General features: G+C 55.1%; 15 protein-coding genes. 9 read left to right on the plus strand and 6 right to left on the minus strand.

Annotation, left to right across the window (positions count from 1 at the left end):
- Positions 1-3 precede the first annotated feature (3 nt).
- The gene (locus BEN30_RS08840; protein ID WP_069957980.1) at positions 4-777 is read right to left on the minus strand and encodes a cytochrome c oxidase subunit 3; all 774 of its coding nucleotides are present in this window, start codon (positions 775-777) and stop codon (positions 4-6) included.
- A gap of 388 nt (positions 778-1,165) precedes the next feature.
- On the opposite strand from BEN30_RS08840, the gene BEN30_RS08845 reads away from it, so the two are divergent.
- The 9 genes from BEN30_RS08845 to BEN30_RS08885 all read left to right on the plus strand — a co-directional run bounded on the left by BEN30_RS08845 (position 1,166) and on the right by BEN30_RS08885 (position 11,645).
- Positions 1,166-2,941 (plus strand): ATP-binding SpoIIE family protein phosphatase, encoded by a 1,776-nt coding sequence (locus BEN30_RS08845; RefSeq protein ID WP_069957981.1) that lies wholly within the window; start codon positions 1,166-1,168, stop codon positions 2,939-2,941.
- A gap of 19 nt (positions 2,942-2,960) precedes the next feature.
- Entirely contained in the window at positions 2,961-3,293 is a 333-nt protein-coding gene (locus BEN30_RS08850) for an STAS domain-containing protein (protein WP_069957982.1), read from the plus strand.
- Positions 3,294-3,353: 60 nt separating this feature from the next.
- Positions 3,354-4,169: an MlaE family ABC transporter permease gene (locus BEN30_RS08855; protein ID WP_069957983.1), complete on the plus strand. Its 816-nt coding sequence runs from the start codon at positions 3,354-3,356 to the stop codon at positions 4,167-4,169.
- Between the two features lie 12 nt (positions 4,170-4,181).
- On the plus strand, positions 4,182-5,018 hold the full coding sequence (locus BEN30_RS08860; protein WP_069957984.1) for an ABC transporter ATP-binding protein: 837 nt from the start codon (positions 4,182-4,184) through the stop codon (positions 5,016-5,018).
- On the plus strand, positions 5,015-5,953 hold the full coding sequence (locus BEN30_RS08865; protein WP_069957985.1) for an MlaD family protein: 939 nt from the start codon (positions 5,015-5,017) through the stop codon (positions 5,951-5,953). Before BEN30_RS08860 ends, BEN30_RS08865 begins: the two co-directional genes overlap by 4 nt.
- 12 nt (positions 5,954-5,965) lie before the next feature.
- Positions 5,966-6,613 (plus strand): ABC-type transport auxiliary lipoprotein family protein, encoded by a 648-nt coding sequence (locus tag BEN30_RS08870; protein WP_069957986.1) that lies wholly within the window; start codon positions 5,966-5,968, stop codon positions 6,611-6,613.
- The gene (locus BEN30_RS08875) at positions 6,610-7,968 is read left to right on the plus strand and encodes a class I SAM-dependent RNA methyltransferase (protein ID WP_069957987.1); all 1,359 of its coding nucleotides are present in this window, start codon (positions 6,610-6,612) and stop codon (positions 7,966-7,968) included. Before BEN30_RS08870 ends, BEN30_RS08875 begins: the two co-directional genes overlap by 4 nt.
- 139 nt (positions 7,969-8,107) lie before the next feature.
- Complete coding sequence (locus BEN30_RS08880) at positions 8,108-11,050, plus strand: phosphoenolpyruvate carboxylase (protein WP_069957988.1); 2,943 nt, start codon at positions 8,108-8,110, stop codon at positions 11,048-11,050.
- A 160-nt stretch (positions 11,051-11,210) separates the two neighbouring features.
- Entirely contained in the window at positions 11,211-11,645 is a 435-nt protein-coding gene (locus tag BEN30_RS08885) for a CBS domain-containing protein (RefSeq protein ID WP_069957989.1), read from the plus strand.
- Between the two features lie 111 nt (positions 11,646-11,756).
- Here BEN30_RS08885 and BEN30_RS08890 read toward each other — a convergent pair whose 3' ends face one another.
- The 5 genes from BEN30_RS08890 to BEN30_RS08910 form a co-directional block, all read right to left on the minus strand.
- The gene (locus tag BEN30_RS08890) at positions 11,757-11,999 is read right to left on the minus strand and encodes a DUF2312 domain-containing protein (protein WP_069957990.1); all 243 of its coding nucleotides are present in this window, start codon (positions 11,997-11,999) and stop codon (positions 11,757-11,759) included.
- 95 nt (positions 12,000-12,094) lie between these two features.
- Complete coding sequence (locus BEN30_RS08895; RefSeq protein ID WP_069957991.1) at positions 12,095-13,231, minus strand: carboxylate-amine ligase; 1,137 nt, start codon at positions 13,229-13,231, stop codon at positions 12,095-12,097.
- Positions 13,232-13,267: 36 nt separating this feature from the next.
- On the minus strand, positions 13,268-14,089 hold the full coding sequence (locus BEN30_RS08900; RefSeq protein ID WP_069958029.1) for an N-formylglutamate amidohydrolase: 822 nt from the start codon (positions 14,087-14,089) through the stop codon (positions 13,268-13,270).
- Between the two features lie 146 nt (positions 14,090-14,235).
- A complete protein-coding gene (locus BEN30_RS08905) occupies positions 14,236-15,816 on the minus strand; it encodes a helix-hairpin-helix domain-containing protein (protein ID WP_084005295.1) in 1,581 nt (526 codons plus the stop codon).
- A 166-nt stretch (positions 15,817-15,982) separates the two neighbouring features.
- Positions 15,983-16,432, minus strand: coding sequence for a sulfur globule family protein (locus BEN30_RS08910; protein WP_069957993.1), 450 nt, complete (start codon positions 16,430-16,432; stop codon positions 15,983-15,985).
- Positions 16,433-16,963 lie beyond the last annotated feature (531 nt).

Below are 16,963 nucleotides of genomic sequence, written 5' to 3' on the forward strand. Positions count from 1 at the left end.
GGCTTACCAGAAGTAAATCTGAGAAGCGACAAAGAACCAAACCACGTCAACGAAGTGCCAGTACACGGACACACAATTGACGAACGTTTTGTTCGTACGGCCACCCAACGCCGGGATCAAAACCGCGATGAAAGCGCCAAGACCGAGCAGCACGTGTGAAGCGTGGAAACCGGTGATGGTGTAAAACGCGGTGGAATAGGCGTTGGTGGAGGGGATGAAGTCCAGATGGATCAGGTGTTGCCACTCATATACCGTGAAACCCAAGAAGATCGCGCCTAAAATAATGGTGTAAATCCACCACTTATTGAAACCGGACAGATCTCCATGATCGAGTTTTTCCTCGGCAATGTGGCAGGTCACGGAAGATGACACCAAGATGACGGTCATGATCAACGGGATGCCCTTTTCCAAACCGCCATCGGGCGTGCCTTCGGGGGGCCAAGACTGACCCCCCAAACGCAGCATCCAATAGCTGGAAAACAGCGACAGGAAGATGAAGATTTCAGACAGGATGAAAATCGGCAGACCGATGTTCGCAACGCCCGCCAGCAGCGGCGTTTGTGTCAGACCTTCGTTCACCCAAATGGACACACCAGCCAGGAGCAGAACGGTCCCCAAACCAGCGAAAATCGCCGTATACATCAAACTGTCATAAGCAAAGTAAAAACCAAACGAGATCGGCAGAAGGAAAAACGTACCGGCTACCACAAAAAGCGGTGCCCAGCTCCATTCCCAATGGTGCTCATGCACATGGGCTGTTTCAGCATCAGAAGTCATAGTCTCTCCCCAATGTCGGACGAAGTGTGTGTCATGTTGTTAACGATGTTTATTACACTAAATAAAGTGTAGTAATGACGATAAAATCTCACCCCCGGGGTGATTTTCGGGGGATTGTACAGACTTCGTAGTATGTGAATTGACCAGTGTCAATTGATTGTCCTTTTGCAGTGCACAATGACCGCACTCAAAATAGGGGGACAATAGGGGGGGGATGGGTTGAGATTCTAGGAAAGCTGCGCCACATGTGCGTGCATATGGATGGGGTGGGCCTGTGGATCAAAAATAGAGTTTTTGGAATTTTTCTTAAAAAACCTGAATTTTTAAAATAACGCATCACAGATGGAGGCGAGTCCCTTATAAAAGTGGTGGATAAGGAGGGGACGAGGTGAACGAGCCGTTAGAACTTTTGGTCGAGATTGGTCGGCACTTTGCCGCCACCTTAGACATTGAAGCCACCATGAGCCTGGCGTTGAAGCGCATTGCCCATTTGATGGCGGCCGAAGGTGGCGCTTTGTTTTTGTTGGAAGGCGATTTGGACGGCGGCCAACTGGTGTGTCGCGCCAGTCACGGCCCGGTCGATGTGCGCGGTTTGTCGATTCCCGCCGGTACCGGCATCGTGGGGCGATCAGTGGCCAACAATGCCCCGGAAATGGTTTGGGACGTGCAAAACGATCCTCATTTCAACAAAAGCCTCGATAAACAATTTGATTTTACCACCCGCTCAATCTTGTGTGTGCCGTTGTCGGTCAAGGACGAGATCTTGGGCGCGCTGGAAATGGTCAACAAGTCCGGTGGCGATGCTCTGTTTACGCAGGAAGACCTAACGCTGCTTGAAGCCTTGGCGGGATCGGCGGCGTTGGCCATTTCCAACGCGCGCATGGCGGGTGAGCTGGCGGAAAAGGAAGTCATGCGTCGGGAACTGGCGCTGGCTGCGGAAATTCAGCGTGGCCTGTTGCCCGCACCCGCTGGGGAAGACTTTCCCGTTTGCGGCGTCAACCGCCCAGCCCGGGTGGTGTCGGGTGATTTTTTCGACTATTTCACGCTTTATGACGGCCGCATTGCCTTCACCTTGGCCGATGTGTCGGGCAAAGGCATGAATGCGGCGTTGTTGATGGCGAAAACCGCCAGTTTGTTTCGCTGCTTGGGCAAAGAGGATTTGCGTCCGGGGCGGTTGCTGCAGCGCATCAACGCCGAAGTGTGCGAAACGTCGCTCAGGGGCATGTTCGTGACCATGGTGGCGGGCATCTATGACCCGACCACCGGGCGCTTGGTGCTGGCCAATGCGGGGCACGAGCCGCCCTTGCTGCATTCCACCGACGATCAGTTCCAAGCTTTGGAGGCCACAGCCCCCCCTGTGGGCATTCCTCCCGAACTCACGGGCGGTGGACCCGTGCCGGAAGAGGTGATTTATCTGGAGGGGGGCTCACTTTATATTTTCACCGACGGTGCGACGGAGGGGTACGTGGAACCCGGCGTCGAGTTGGGTGCGGATGGTTTTAAGGCGATGGTGCAGAGCGGGGTTGCGGCCGGTCAGTCCGCACAAACCCGCATCGATGCGATTGCCGATTGCCTGACCAAGGACGGCGTGGTGTTGCGCGATGATATAACGGTTTTGGTCATTGATGACGCCAAACCCTTGCAAGAGCGCTTGAAACGTGGCGACAATACGGCCCTGAAAGTCGTGAAGAGGGATCAAGCGATGGGGGAAAACGGCGAGGACAGTGTCTTTGAAGGCTCCTTGTGCGCTCTGACCGTTCCGGCGCGGGCGGAAAGCTTGAAACTGGTGCGTCGCGCGGTAAGCGAAACGTCAACGGCTTGCGGCTTTTCCCATGAACAATGTCAAGATTTGGTGTTGGCCGTGGACGAAGCCTGCCAAAATGTCGTGCGCCATGCCTATGGGGGCGGGGATCGGGGCGGTCAGGGCAATCAGAGCCAAGGCGATATTGCGGTTGATCTTCGCCGCGAAAAGGGGTCATTTGTGATATTAATTCGGGACTATGCACCCGCCGTAGACGTCAAAAAGATTAAACCGCGTGATTTGGATGACGTGCGCCCAGGGGGGCTTGGGGTTCATTTTATTCGCGAAGTCATGGATACGGTTGAACATTTGCCGCCTCCAGATGGACAGGGTAACTTGTTAAGATTAATCAAAGCCATCTAAGGCTTGGGGGAACAAAAAAATGGAAATCAACATTTCTCAGCAGGGGGCACTACAAGTCGTTGCCATATCCGGTGAAGTGGATTTGAGCACTTCGCCAAAGGTGCGTGAAGCCTTGTTGAGCTGCATTAAGGGCGCTCACGGTGTTGTCGTTGATTTGTCGGCGGTGAGCTATATCGACAGTTCCGGCGTGGCGTCATTGGTCGAAGCCTTCCAAACCGCAAAAACCAAGGGCTTGGGTTTTGCTTTGGCTGAGGTGAGTGAAACGCCGATGCGGGTTCTCAAGCTGGCGCGCCTCGATCAGGTGTTTGTGATTTACCCCCGTGTCGACGAAGCCGTCGCGGCCATGGCGTAACACGCTGATGCGTTCGGGGATGCAATCAGATCGATTTTTCTGCTAGGAGCAAGGGACCGTATGGCCGAGGGTTCAAACCAAAGCGTTGCCTATCGTTTTTTCGATAAAATCGGACGTATGTCCACGTCCGCGCTCGAAGAAATGGGCCGTCATGGGGTGATGATCGCCGAAAGCCTGTATTGGCTTATCATCGGACCGCGCATGAACCAGCCGGTGCGCCTGGGCGCGGTGTTCAGCGAAATGATGGAAATCGGCGTGCGCGCCATCGGCATCATCGGCATTATGGCCGCAGCCATCGGCGCCATGTTGGCCATTCAAGGCATCTACAGTTTGAAAATTTTTGGTGCCGAAGGTCACGTCGTGGTGGGCGTGGCGTTTTCCATGGTGCGCGAATTTGCCCCGTTGATTACGGGGATATTGGTTGCGGGCCGATCCGGTTCGGCGTTGTCGGCGCGGTTGGGGACAATGAAAATCAACCAAGAACTCGACGCCTTGGAAGTCATGGGCATCAACCCGGTGCGGTTTCTGGTGGTTCCGTCGCTGCTGGCGTCGTTGATCATGGTGCCGGTGTTGACGTTTATGTCGATGGTGTTGGGTTTGTATGCGGCGGCGTTGTATGTCAATGCCGCCTTGGGCATGTCGCTGGCGGCCTTTTTTGACCAAACCGTTGATGTTTTGTCGGTTGATGATCTCACCCATGGCCTTGGCAAGGCCGCGATCTTCGGCATTTTGATTGCGTTGATTGGCGTGCTCAACGGATTTTTGGTCAAGGGCGGGGCCGAAGGGGTTGGCAAAGCCACCACCCGCTCCGTGGTGCAATGCATTTCCGCCATCGTTGTGACGGACATGCTGTTCGCGCTTGTGGCAACGTTTTAGGGGGAGGGGCGCATGACCGATCAAACTGACCCTAACCCCCCGACAGTCATCGAAGTCCGCGACTTGGTCACGCACTACGGTACCCGGCAAATTCTCAACGGTGTCGACGTTGATATCGTCGAAGGCGAAATCATGGTCATCATGGGCGGGTCCGGTTCGGGCAAGTCCACGTTCTTGCGCCACTTGATGGCGCTGCAACGTCCGACCTCCGGGACCATCAAAATCCTCGGCCAAGACGTTTGGCGTCTGCCGCAAAAGAAGCTGTTTGAACTGCGTAAAAAGCTGGGCGTGACGTTCCAAGGTGGAGCGTTGTTCAGTTCCATGACGGTGGGCGAAAACATCATGCTGCCGCTTTATGAACACACCAAGCTGGACCGCATGACCATGGAAATCATGGCCCGCATGAAGCTGGAAGTGGTTGATCTGGCCGGCTTTGAAGATCTGATGCCGTCAGAGCTGTCGGGCGGCATGATCAAACGTGCGGCGGTGGCGCGCGCGGTGATCATGGATCCGCGCATTTTGTTTTTTGACGAGCCGTCAGCGGGTCTTGATCCGGTGGTGTCATCGCAATTGGACGATTTGATTTTGCGTCTGCGCGACGCCATGGGCATGACCATTTGCGTGGTCACTCATGAACTGGAAAGTGCGTTTAAAATAGCTGATCGCATCACTGTGTTGGACAGGGGCAATATCTTGTTCGTCGGCACGGTACAAGAACTGCACGATCATCCCAGTGAACGCATTCAAAACTTGCTCAATCGCCGTTCGGAAGAAGCGGAAATTGATGCCGATGAATATCTGCGCCGCTTGACCGGTGATAAAGAAGAAGCTGAGGGAATGCCAAGATGAATACGGCGAGAATCAATTATGTAGCAGTCGGGGCTTTTGTCATCCTCACCCTGGTGGGGGTCGTGGTGTCGATTGCCATGCTGACCGGGCGAACGGGGGCGACGGATGCCTATTATTCCGTCTACAAAAATGTCACCGGCGTGAAATTCGGCACCCAAGTGTTTTACGAAGGCTATCCCATCGGCCAAGTGGAAAAGGTCACGCCCATCGCCGATGGCGGGGCGATGTCCTTTCGCGTGGATTACGAAGTGTCCCAAGGCTGGCAGATTCCGGACAACAGCATCGCGCGCATCGGTGCAGCGGGACTTTTGTCGGCGATTTCCATTAACCTCGACGCGGGCGATAGTCCCATTGCCCACAAACCGGGCGCTATGGTCGAGGCTCAGGAGGCTTCCGACCTGTTTAAAGTGATGTCGGGTGTCGCGGGCGACATTTCCAACATGGCCGAGCACGATATCCGCCCGCTTTTGGGCACCATCAACGTCGCTGTTACCAACTTCGCCGCGACCATTGAAACCGTGGGCAATCTGTTGGATGAAGACGGACAGCGGATGGTCAAGCAATTTGGTGCGGTGGCCAGCGACCTGTCGAATTTGGTGGTGGACTTAAACGAACGGTTGCCGCGCATCGTTGAAAATGTGGACAATTCAACGGCCAATTTTGCCGATTTGTCGCGCGATTTGTCGGCGACCCGCATCAAGATTGATCAATTGCTGAACTCCAGCAACGCGATGATCGGTGAAAACCGGAGCGAAGTACGCCAATCCATGGAAGACTTAAAACACGTCACCGATTCCTTGGCGCGTCATATTGATTCGATCAATCAAAATATTGAAGGCGCTGCGCGCAACATGAACGAGTTCTCACGTGAAATTCGCCAAAATCCTGGGCTGCTGTTGTCGGGTACAGCGCCTCAGGCCAAAGGCAACCAGTAAGGTCTTTAAAACATGAAACACTTCATTCGCACGTCTCTCCCTACCTTGTTGCTGGTTGGCTTGGTCGCCGCGTGCGCGTCTGCACCGCCCGCGCCGGAAGACGCGTTTTATCGCTTGAGTCCGCGCGCCGCCGCTCCGCTTGCCGGGACGCCAGTATTGAAGGGCGCCATCGAAGTGGATCGCTTCGTTGCGTCGGGCTCGTTGGCAAATCGTCCGGTATTGTTCGTCGAAGCGGGTTCCAATGCGGTCAGTGAATATCATTATCACTTCTGGATCGAAGCGCCGCCCATCTTGCTGCAAAATGCCTTGGTGTCCTATTTGCGGTCTGCGGGCGTTGCCGAACGGGTCGCGACCCCGGAAATGCGGGACACCCCCGATTATACGGTGCGAGGGCGCTTGATGCGTTTGGAAACCCTGGTTGGCGAGACGCCCAAAGGGGTCGTGGAATTTGAGCTGAGCTTGCGCCGCGAAAGCGATGGCGCGTTGTTGGTGTTGGGTGAATATTCATCCGAAGTGCCTTCCACCTCCAATGGCGTGAAGGCGGATGTCTTGGCTATTGAAAAAGCCGCCAACAACGCCTTTCACGATTTTGTTGCGGACATTCAGGCTCAAGGCATGGAAATTCAGGGGTCACAAACTCGGGGAGCAGAGGCAAAGTGAGCCGCCCTTCCAAACCCAGGCCGGGTGGCGGGCGCGGTCCAAAAGGACGGCGCAAGCGTCCTGACGCCAAAGCCCCATCCCTGACGGTCCAAGTGAGCATCGACAAACTTGGTGCACAGGGTGATGGCTTGGCGAAAGCCAGCATTTTGTCACGCCCCCAAACCCTCTACATTGCGGGCGCGCTGCCCGGTGAAGTGGTGTTGGCGCAGACCGTTTCCAAACGCGGTGATGGCTTGGTGGCCCAATTGATCGAGGTTCAGCAGGCCAGTCCGCTGCGCAAGGAACCGGGCTGCCCGCATTTTAACACCTGCGGGGGATGCGCGCTTCAACACCTTGAACTCAATGCTTACGCAGCTTTTAAGCGCGACCGGGTGGTGCAGGCGTTGGTCCAGCGGGGTTTTCAAAACCCACCTGTGACCGAACCGATTTTGACCGGTGAAGGGACCCGCAGGCGGGTGATCTTCACGGCGCAAAAACGCGGCAAGCTGGTTCTGTTCGGCTATAACGCCCATGCCAGTCACGACATTGTCGCGGTGAACCGTTGCCCATTGTTGGTCGACAGCCTCAATGCTTTGATTGAGCCGCTGAACCAAGCGCTGAACTCCATCTTGAAAGACGGCGAGCGCACCCGCGTTCATGTGACGGCGTGTGAAAATGGCGCGGATGTGATGATCGAAGGCTCCGAAACGCCGGGGTTGGCGGCGCGTGAAGCCTTGGCCACGTTTGTTCAAAGCACCGATGCGGTGCGGGTCAGTTGGAAAGAAGACGGCCAGAACCCTGAGCCCATTGCGCAAGAAAGCCCGCCGATGATTTATTTGTCGGGGGTTCCCGTGGAATTGCCTCCGGGGGCGTTTTTGCAGGCCAGCGTCGAAGGGGAGCACGCCATTCGCGATGCGGTTTTGGCGGGTATTGGACCCAAGGCCGGCCGTGTGGCTGACTTGTATTGCGGCTTGGGCAGTTTTTCCATTCCCTTGGCGCAGCAAGTCATCGTCGATGCGGTGGACGCGACGGAGGCCCCGGTCAAGGCCCTGGAACGCGCCGCCGGACGGGCTGGGTTGGGCGGGCGGGTGAAGGCTCAGGTGCGCGATCTGGATCGGCAGCCCTTTGATGGCAAAGAGCTGGCGAAGTTTGACGCGGTGGTGTTCGATCCACCGCGCTCAGGTGCCGCTGAACAGGTTTCTCGCTTGGCCGGCGCCGATGTGGACCGCGTTGTGGGGGTGTCGTGCAATCCGGCAACGTTTGCTCGCGATGCCCGCATTTTGGTGGACGGCGGCTATGAATTGTTGTCGGTCCAACCCATTGACCAGTTCACCTATAGCCCGCATGTGGAGTTGGTGGCGCATTTTTCGCGTTAGCCTGCACGTCATAAATTTACAAATCAACACGGCTATATTATACCAAGCCCAGGTCAGCTAAGCCCCAATACCGTTGACCTGTTGTGACCTCCCCCCATAGCCATAAATACGGCCTGCAAAAGCAAGAATTGAGGACACAATGGTGCACCCCACGAAAACGGCTGCAACGTCAGCGATAACCACCGACGCCTTTCGCGATTCAGAAAAGAAGATTTTGCCCGGTGCGTGCGACCTGCGTGACGAACTGGCCGATCGGCTGGTCCTCTTTCAGCGCGAAGCACGGGAAAATCATCTGCAATCCCCGACCCGGCGGATGGCCCTGCACGTTTCGTGTTTGGCCCAAGACGGCCAGGTATCGGTTAGCGATCTGTCCGACTTGGTGCGGTTGCTGACCATCAACGCGTTTAAATATCGTTCGGAACGCCTGCGTGCTTATGTCGGTGAAATCGATCGTGAACGCAACGAAGCCACGTTGCGCACCCTGTTTCAGGACTTGGCGTGTCAGGACGGCAAAACCGTTTCGTTCGACGCGTTTAAGGCCCGTGTTGAGCGCGAAGTGTTTGGCATCGTCATCACCGCACACCCGACCTTTACGGTGTCACAAGACCTAACTTGTGCCGAGGCCACCTTGGCGGCGGGGCGCGGGGTGGACGGCGTGCCGTTATCGTCTGCCGACCTGGATGCGCTGGTCAGAACCATCGCCGAAAAACCCCACGGTACCCCTGATCAAATCGGACTGGATGATGAACAACGCTTTGCCCTTATGGCGATTGGCAACATTCACAAGGCGTTGCGGCGGATTTATGCGGTGGTGTTTGACGTGGCCAGGGATTTGTACCCCGATCAGTGGCAGACCCTCACCCCGCGTCTTTTGACCGTCGCCAGCTGGGTGGGCTACGATTTGGATGGCCGCGCCGACATTCGCTGGTCGGATTCTTTGTCCATGCGCATGGACGTGGAGCGTTTGGCATTGGAAGGCTATCTGCACAGCCTTGCCGATATCGGTGGGGCTGAAGTCGCCCCCGCCCAAGCGATGCTGCAAACGGCTCTCGATAACTTGGCTGCCGACATGGAGCGCCTCAAACTCAACCCCGATAACGCCGATGAAGTTGGTGCGTTCAGCCGGACTCTGTCGGCCAGCCTTGAGCACCGCTTGGTGAACATCGCCCAAGTTACGGATATGCTGACGAACGCCATCAACGGGGGTGCGGCCAAAACGGCGGAGCTGGCGGTGCTGCGCGCCGAAATGGCGAATTTTGGCTTGGCCTTTGCGCACACCCATATGCGCATCAACGCGACCCAGCTGACCAACGCCGTGCGTCACGATATCGACATCACCACGTCGCCGGAAGATCCTGCCAACCGGCGGCGCTATTTGGTGGAAATATCGGCCCTGCTGGACAAGGTTCAGCCCGTCAAAATCAACTTTGGCACCATGATGAATGAACGCGCCACCGCCAAGCGGGTGTTTATGTTGGTGGCGAAGTTTTTGAAGTACGTCGACGCTGCGGAACCGGTACGGTTTTTGATTGCCGAATGCAACACGCCCTTTACGGTTCTGACGGCGTTGTATTTTGCCAAGCTGTTTGGGGTTGCCGACAAGATCGACATTTCACCCTTGTTTGAAACCGGGGTGGCGTTGGATCAAGGTCACGAAATCATTGCGGAACTGCTCAAAAACCCAACCTACGTGGACTATGTCAAAACCCGCGGGCGCATTTGCATGCAGACGGGCTTTTCCGATGCGGGGCGTTATATTGGGCAGGTTCCGGCGTCTTTGGCCATCGAACGCATTCGCATTAAATTGGCCAAGAGCATGCAAAAAAGCGGCGTTGATGGCGTTGATTTGCTGATTTTTGACACCCACGGTGAATCCATTGGCCGGGGCGCGCATCCGTTGAGTTTTGCCGACCGGTTGGACTACACCTATCCGCCCCACGCGCGGGCGTGCTTTAAAAATGCGGGCATTCACGTCAAGCAAGAGGTGAGCTTCCAAGGCGGTGATGGTTATGTCTACTTCTCCCACCCCGACCTGGCGTTCGCCACCGTGTGTCGGTTGATCGAACATGCCCTGTCCGAGCCCAAGAATACGGGCTCATTGGATGTGTTTTACGAAGACACCGATTATTCGTTGGATTACTTCATGACGGTGAAGGGATTTAATGAACGGCTGATGGAAAATGCCAATTACGCCGCGACCTTGAACTTGTTTGGCACCAACCTGTTGTATCCGACCGGATCGCGCAAGGTGAAGCGCCAGCACGAAGGCGGTGCCCAGGTGGACCTGGAACACCCCAGCCAAGTGCGGGCCATTCCCCACAACGCGATTTTGCAGCAGCTCGGTTATTTTTCCAACACCATCAGCGGCCACGGCAAAGCCATGGCCAAAGACTTAGATCGATTTGTCGAAATTTTTCAGCTTTCCGACAGATGTCGCCGTTTCACCGCCATGGTGGCGTTTGCCCGCCACCTGTCCAACTTGGACGCTTTGCATGGCTATGTGTCTTTGTTCGATCCTGCCATCTGGTTGCGTCGTGCGGCGATTGAACCCAATGCAAAACGCGCCGAGCAGATGCAGACGCTGGCCAATATGCTGCGTCATTCCAGTCGTCACGAAAAGGTTAACCGGGTGTACCGGATTTTCTTGAACGACACCTTGTATCTGGACCAAGGCCTGAAAGCTGTGGGCGCGGATCAAATGCTGCCTGAATTGGTGGATGAGTGTTATCCCGACTTGCTGTTGTTGCATGCGGTGCGCATTGCGTTGATCCATGAAATGTTTCTTATTGTGGCGCGTTTGCCGAAATTTTCTGATCGCTACGATACGTCGTCCGATGACTTGGTGAATGAACTGTTGAACTTAGATGTTGAACACGCGCTGGGCGTGCTGCGTCAAGCCTTTCCGGTGTCCGGTGTGCCTGCGGATGCAAAGGCCTTCGGCGAGGAATCCACCTACCGTACGGGTGATGAGCGTGGCTATGAAAAAGAGCATCGTGAACTGTTTGAGCCTCTCGAACAGCTCTATGACCTCACCCGTCGCATTTCCATCGCAGTTGCACACATGTCTGGCGCGGTGGGCTAAGTTCCCAATTTCATTTGTAAAATTATTGGATGTCTTTGTGAAAATTAGGGAATTGTGCAGTGCGGTATATTATCCTTTCAATATATATGGATAAACTGAAATAATTCTCTATTATAGTCGGACTGGGACATAAAAACTTTTAGAGAAGAGGTAACCCAACATGAAAATTTCGACGATCCTTCTGCGCAAAGGTGCCAACGTGATTTCATTGCGTCCTGAAGACACCGTGCAAACCGCATCGGCCATTTTGACGATCAATAAAATTGGTGCGTTACCGGTGCGAAATAGCGCTGAAGAATTGGTTGGCATTTTGTCCGAACGTGACATCGTTAAAGGCATGCATCAAATGGGGGCGGCCTGCATCAATTCTTTGGTGCAAGATTTGATGTCGACGAAAGTGACGACCTGTACTGAAGACGAAGATGTGCAAAGCGTTCAGCAAAAAATGCACAATGGCCGCTTCCGCCATATTCCGGTGATCAAAGAAGGCAAACTCATTGGCGTGATCAGCCAGGGTGACGTGATGCACATGTGCATCGAACAAGCGCAAACCGAAGCCAGCGTGATGCGCGAACTCGCCATCGCACGCGGCTAAGACAAACCCGGTTTCACGCTCAAAAAAACGATTCCAAACGAAAATACGGCGCGGTGCCCCAGCCCCGCGCCGATTTGCGTTGTTTGGTCTTCTGTCATTAACGACGGATGATCACATCCCCAGCGCGCGTTTGTAGACGTCGAGCAGGTCTTCTTGTTCTTGGCGTTCTGAAACGTCCATTTTGCGCAGACGCACGATTTGGCGCAGGATTTTAACGTCGAAGCCGGTGCCTTTGGCTTCGGAATAGACTTCGCGGATGTCCGCAGCCAGAGCGGCTTTTTCTTCTTCCAGGCGCTCGATGCGTTCGATGAAAGAGCGTAAACGGTCGCCGGCAATGCCACCAACGTCGGTCATGGTGAAGTCCTTTTCTACCCTGTTGCAACATGAGCTGTTGGGCTGGACCATAACCGGGGCGAAATGCGCCGTCTATGTGGAAAACTTGGGGATAACTATAGATCTTCCACGGTGGTTGAGATCAGCCAATCGACAACTGATTTAAAGGCCTCTTCGTCGGAGGCGCCAACACCCTTGGCCGTGTCAAAGACCGCGCATTGTTCGTGTGCGCTGGTTGATACGTTTAAGATGGTGGGGATGTGGGCGAGCTCATCGACGCAATTTAAAGCCTCGGCGTCTTCGGCCAAGATGTTGAGCAATTCATCGATCAACTCATGAAACGGCACCATTTCTCCGCGACCAAAGTCAATCATGCCTTCATCGATGCCATAGCGTTGCGCTCGCCAGCGGTTTTCATTGATCAGCATATTGGCGTAAATGCGCCAGCGTTGGTTGCCCCGGCGTAAGCGGTACAGCATGCGCAAGATGCACTGAAACAGCGCCGCGATGGCGGTGGCGTCTTTGAGTCGGGTGCACACGTCGGTGATGCGCATTTCCAGGGTGGGAAACTTCGCCGAGGGGCGCAAATCCCACCACAGCATGGAGGCGTCGGGAATGACACCAACCTTGATCAAGATATCGACGTGACGCTGGTATTCGGTGAAGGTGTCGAAATGACACGGCAAGCCGCTGCGCGGCAATTCATCAAAAACGCTGAGGCGATAAGATTTTAACCCGGTGTTGGCTCCGCGCCAAAACGGCGATGAGGTCGATAATGCCAGCAGATGGGGCAAAAAATAGCTGGCCTGGTTCAACAGATCGATGCGCAGGTCGTCGTCATCAATGCCAACGTGCACGTGCATGCCGCAAATCAGCAAGCGCCGCGCGACTCCTTGCATGGCGTCGGCCAGTTCGTTGTAGCGCTGCTTGTCGGTGTGGACTTGATGGGACCATTCGGAAAATGGATGGGTGGATGCGGCAATGGGGGCTAAGCCAAAATCAGCGGCGACATCCGCGACGGTACGGCGCAGATAGGCCAATTGTCCGTGGGCTTCGCTGGCGCTGGCGCAGACGGTGGTGCCAACTTCGATTTGGGCTTTGAGAAACTCCGGACGCACCAAATCTTTGATGCGGTGCTCGAACGCGACCAGCATTTCGGACGGGGGTTCACTGGCCAAAGCCCGGGTTTGCGTATCGACCAGCAGGTATTCTTCTTCGATGCCAATGGTGAAGCTGGGTTCTTTGACGGTCATTGCATTGGACCCTCCGCACAAATTCTTGTCTTCAGTTCAGTATGTCCGGACCTCAAACAGGCCGTCCAGGGCTAAAATGGGCCGCAGGGCATCGGCCAGTATATCGGCCCAATGGCTGGCGTCTTCAGGGGTTGCGCAATGGTCTTGGCGAATTTCGACGGCGCAATTGGCGAGACCGCCCGCCCCCCCGTGGGTGTTGATGGTGTAAGCGATATCGCGGCCCGAATACGGTTCGTTGTCACCAATGCGCAAGCCGTCCCAAAGGCCTAGATTTTCGATTAAGGGCACCGCCAAACGTGGATCGCGGTTCCACAACACACCAATATCCCAGATGCGGTCTTGGCCGTTCATGGTGGGGGTGAAGCTGTGAATGGAAAACACGGCTGGGGGCTTGTCGTCGCGCCGCCACAGCGCGGCGATTTCTCGATTAATGGCGGCGTGATAGGGAGTGTGCAAGGATTCGACCCGACACTGAACTTGTTCTTCGCTGAGGTCCTGGTTGCCGGGAATTAGGATGTTGTCACTGATGGTGGGAATGCAGCTCGGATCACTGGGCAGGCGGTTTACGTCGATGACAAGGCGTGAATAGGTGCTCATCACCGCACGTGCATTCAAACGGTCGGCCAAGCGGCGTGTGATCAGCTCCGCACCAATGTCATAGGCGATGTGTTTGTCAAAGTTCCCGTTCGCCAAACCCAGGTCGCCCAGAGCGCGGGGCACCCGACGGTTGGCGTGATCCGAAACGATGATCAGTGGAGCCTCGCCGCCCGGATTGTAAATTTCGAACGCGCCGCACTCATCGTCTCCCAAAAGGGCAAGGCTGCACTTGGGCGGGGTTTCTTCGATCAGTGTGCTCATGAGACCAGTATAGAAGATTTTCACCCCCGTGGGCACCGGGAATCAAACGTGGATCTGTCGGACAAAAAAATGCACGCCCCGCAGGACGTGCATTTTTAAGAAAGAAACCAAAAGCCGATTTGTGTTTTCAGGCGGCTTTTGTTTTTTTATTGGGCAGGTGTCGGAGCAACTGCGGGAGCGGGCATCGGATACGGAGCCGGGCCATAACCATAGGGCGTCGGGCCGTAAGGACCGTATCCGTTATAACCGTTGTAGCCATTGTAACCGTTCCAGCCGTTGTAGCCGTTACCGCTGCCATACCCGTTGCCGGACATTCGGCTGCTGGAGCGACCAGAGAAGTTCATGTTGAAGTTGCCATCGGCGTTACCGTCGCCGGCACCTTGTCCATACCCGTTGCCGTTGCCGTAACCATAGCCATTGCCGTTGCCGTAGCCATACCCGTTGTCACCATAGCCGTAAGGTGCGCCGTAAGGCACGACGGGAGCATTGGCGATGGCCGGAGCGCCAGCATTGTCGGCTGTCGGGGCGTCAGGAGCTTTTGCTGCATTTTCGGTCGGTGCAGCGTTCGGGTTGCCCATCATGCCATATGGAGCCTGACCATGAGACGGGCCAAATGACGGGTGGTTTTGCATGTTGCCGTACGGCCCCATACCATTGCCCATGCCGTTACCCATATTTTGATGCATGTTGTCCATCATGTCTTGGTTCATGTCAGGGTTCATGCCTTGGTGCATACCATTCATACCCGGGTTCATGCCGGGGTTCATACCCGGGTTCATGCTGGGGTACATGCCTTGGGGCATTTCACCCATTTGCGCTTGAGCGGTGGTGCTTTGTTGAGCAGCGTCGGCTTGGGCGGAATTTGTAGGCGCCACAGCAGCTTCTTTTGCGGTAGAAGTGTCGGATGTCATGGCTTTGGTGGTTTCGGTGCTGGTGTTGGACTGTTCAAATCCGAAGTAGTCCTGAACACTATCTTGCTGGGCAAAACCATAAACGGCCAAGACCAGCACGGCGGCGAGTGCCAGATAGCCGGGCTCTTTGAAAACACTGCGGTTGTTGACAGGGGCCGAGAAGGCTTTTGCAGCAGGTTTCGCAGCGGAAGCTGCAGCAGCAGGCTTTGCAGCAGGGGCAGCAGCAGCTGCGGGTTTTGTGGCCTCAGCTTTGGCAGGCTCTGCTTTGGCGGCAGGCTTTGCTTCTGTTTTGGTGGGCGTTGTTGCGGCGGCTTTGGCCGGAGCCGGTTTGGCAGCAGCTTTTTTTGCAGGTGCCTTTTTCGCCGGTGCTTTCTTGGCGACAGCTTTGGCTTCAGCTTTTACGGGGGCCGCTTTTGCAGGAGCCGCTTTCGGAGCTTCCGCTTTTGCAGGCTCGGTCGGGGCAGGGGTGGTTTCGGTTTTATCAGTCGTCATGTTGATAACCTCCATTGGGGCGGGCGCTGTGGCACGTGGCTTTGTGGGCATTTGGGTGTGCGCAACGACGGTCGCCGAGTTGTTGTGACGGGAAGCCTTTTGGGCATTGATGGGGGACGCATTGATGGGGCCGTCATCACCAGCCAGTTCTTTGGCTGCGGATATGATGAGTGTGGCGCGCTCTTCATCAAAGCCGGGAACGGTAGCGAGCTTGGCCGGATCGGCCATCGCGACATCGTCAATTCGGGTATATCCAGCTTCCATAAGGCGCACAGCAGCGGCTTGACCAACACCACGAATATCACTCAGTGTAGGCTTTTCCATCAGCGGCCTTGTCCGTTCATCATTAGAATCTCGGGCTTCACAAAAAATAGGCGCGTGTAAGAAAGCAAAAAAGCCGACAGCATCGTCAGCTCATCCTTCCTGAACACCAACAGTTAAGCAACGATCACACCGAGTTGCAAGAGCAACCCGGTGTGACGATGTTTGCTTATTTGTTTTCGGCAGGAGCCGGAGCTTGCTGACCCTGAGGACCAAACTGGCCATAAGGTGCATAGCCCTGAGGAGCTTGACCGTAAGGCGCCTGCTGCGGTGCGCCGTAGCCATAAGGTGCATAGCCGTAAGGTGCGCCGTTGTAGCCGTTGTAGCCATTGAAGCCGTTCGCGCCATTGTAGCCGTTATAACCGCTACCGTTGTAGCCGTTGTAACCGTTGCCAGCAGCGTTGCCGTTGCCTTTACCGGACATGGAGAAGTTGAACGCGCCGTCGCCGCCGCCGTTGCCATTGCCATAACCGTTGCCGTTGCCGTTGCCCCAGCCGTTGCCGTTGTTGTAACCGTTGCCGTTGCCATTGTTCCAGCCCCAGAAAGCCTGAGCGGAGGTGGCGGACAGAGCTGCAACGCCGATGATGCTGGCGATAGCGATTGTTTTGATGCTTTTCATAAACGTGATCCTCAATAAGTTTGCAATGTTGACCTTCTTGGAAACCCACCATGGGCACCAAGATTTAATTTTGAACTTTTTTGGGGGTACTTTTTTTATGGGGCTCTTTGCGGCCGGGCGCTATTTATTAGCTGCAACTTATTTAGAATAATCTAATACACGCGTCAACGTCTTAATTCACCGTCTCTACAACTTTTTCGGACATCTAGGCGTTAAGAAGTCATTAACTATCTGGAATCTCACCCAGATTCAGAAAGCAGAACAACAAAAAAATATTTCAGAAATTGGCGCGAAATGGGCAAGCCTTTGGGGGGATGCGAAGGTAAACTCCAAAACTTACCTTCATTGGCGAATTGTTCACGGAGTCTGATGGGCGCTTCCATGAATCGGTACGGTGACATACGACCAAGCGGCTGACCTCCAGCTTGTTGTTTGCCAGTTTGTTGTTTGCCAGTTTGTTGTTTGTCAGTTTGTTGTTTGTACGGGGGGCGTGGGTGATGACCTGCCCTTAAATTAAAGTAATCCACACGG

The sequence above is a fragment of the Magnetovibrio blakemorei genome (genome assembly GCF_001746755.1).
Classification (GTDB): Bacteria; Pseudomonadota; Alphaproteobacteria; order Rhodospirillales; family Magnetovibrionaceae; genus Magnetovibrio; species Magnetovibrio blakemorei.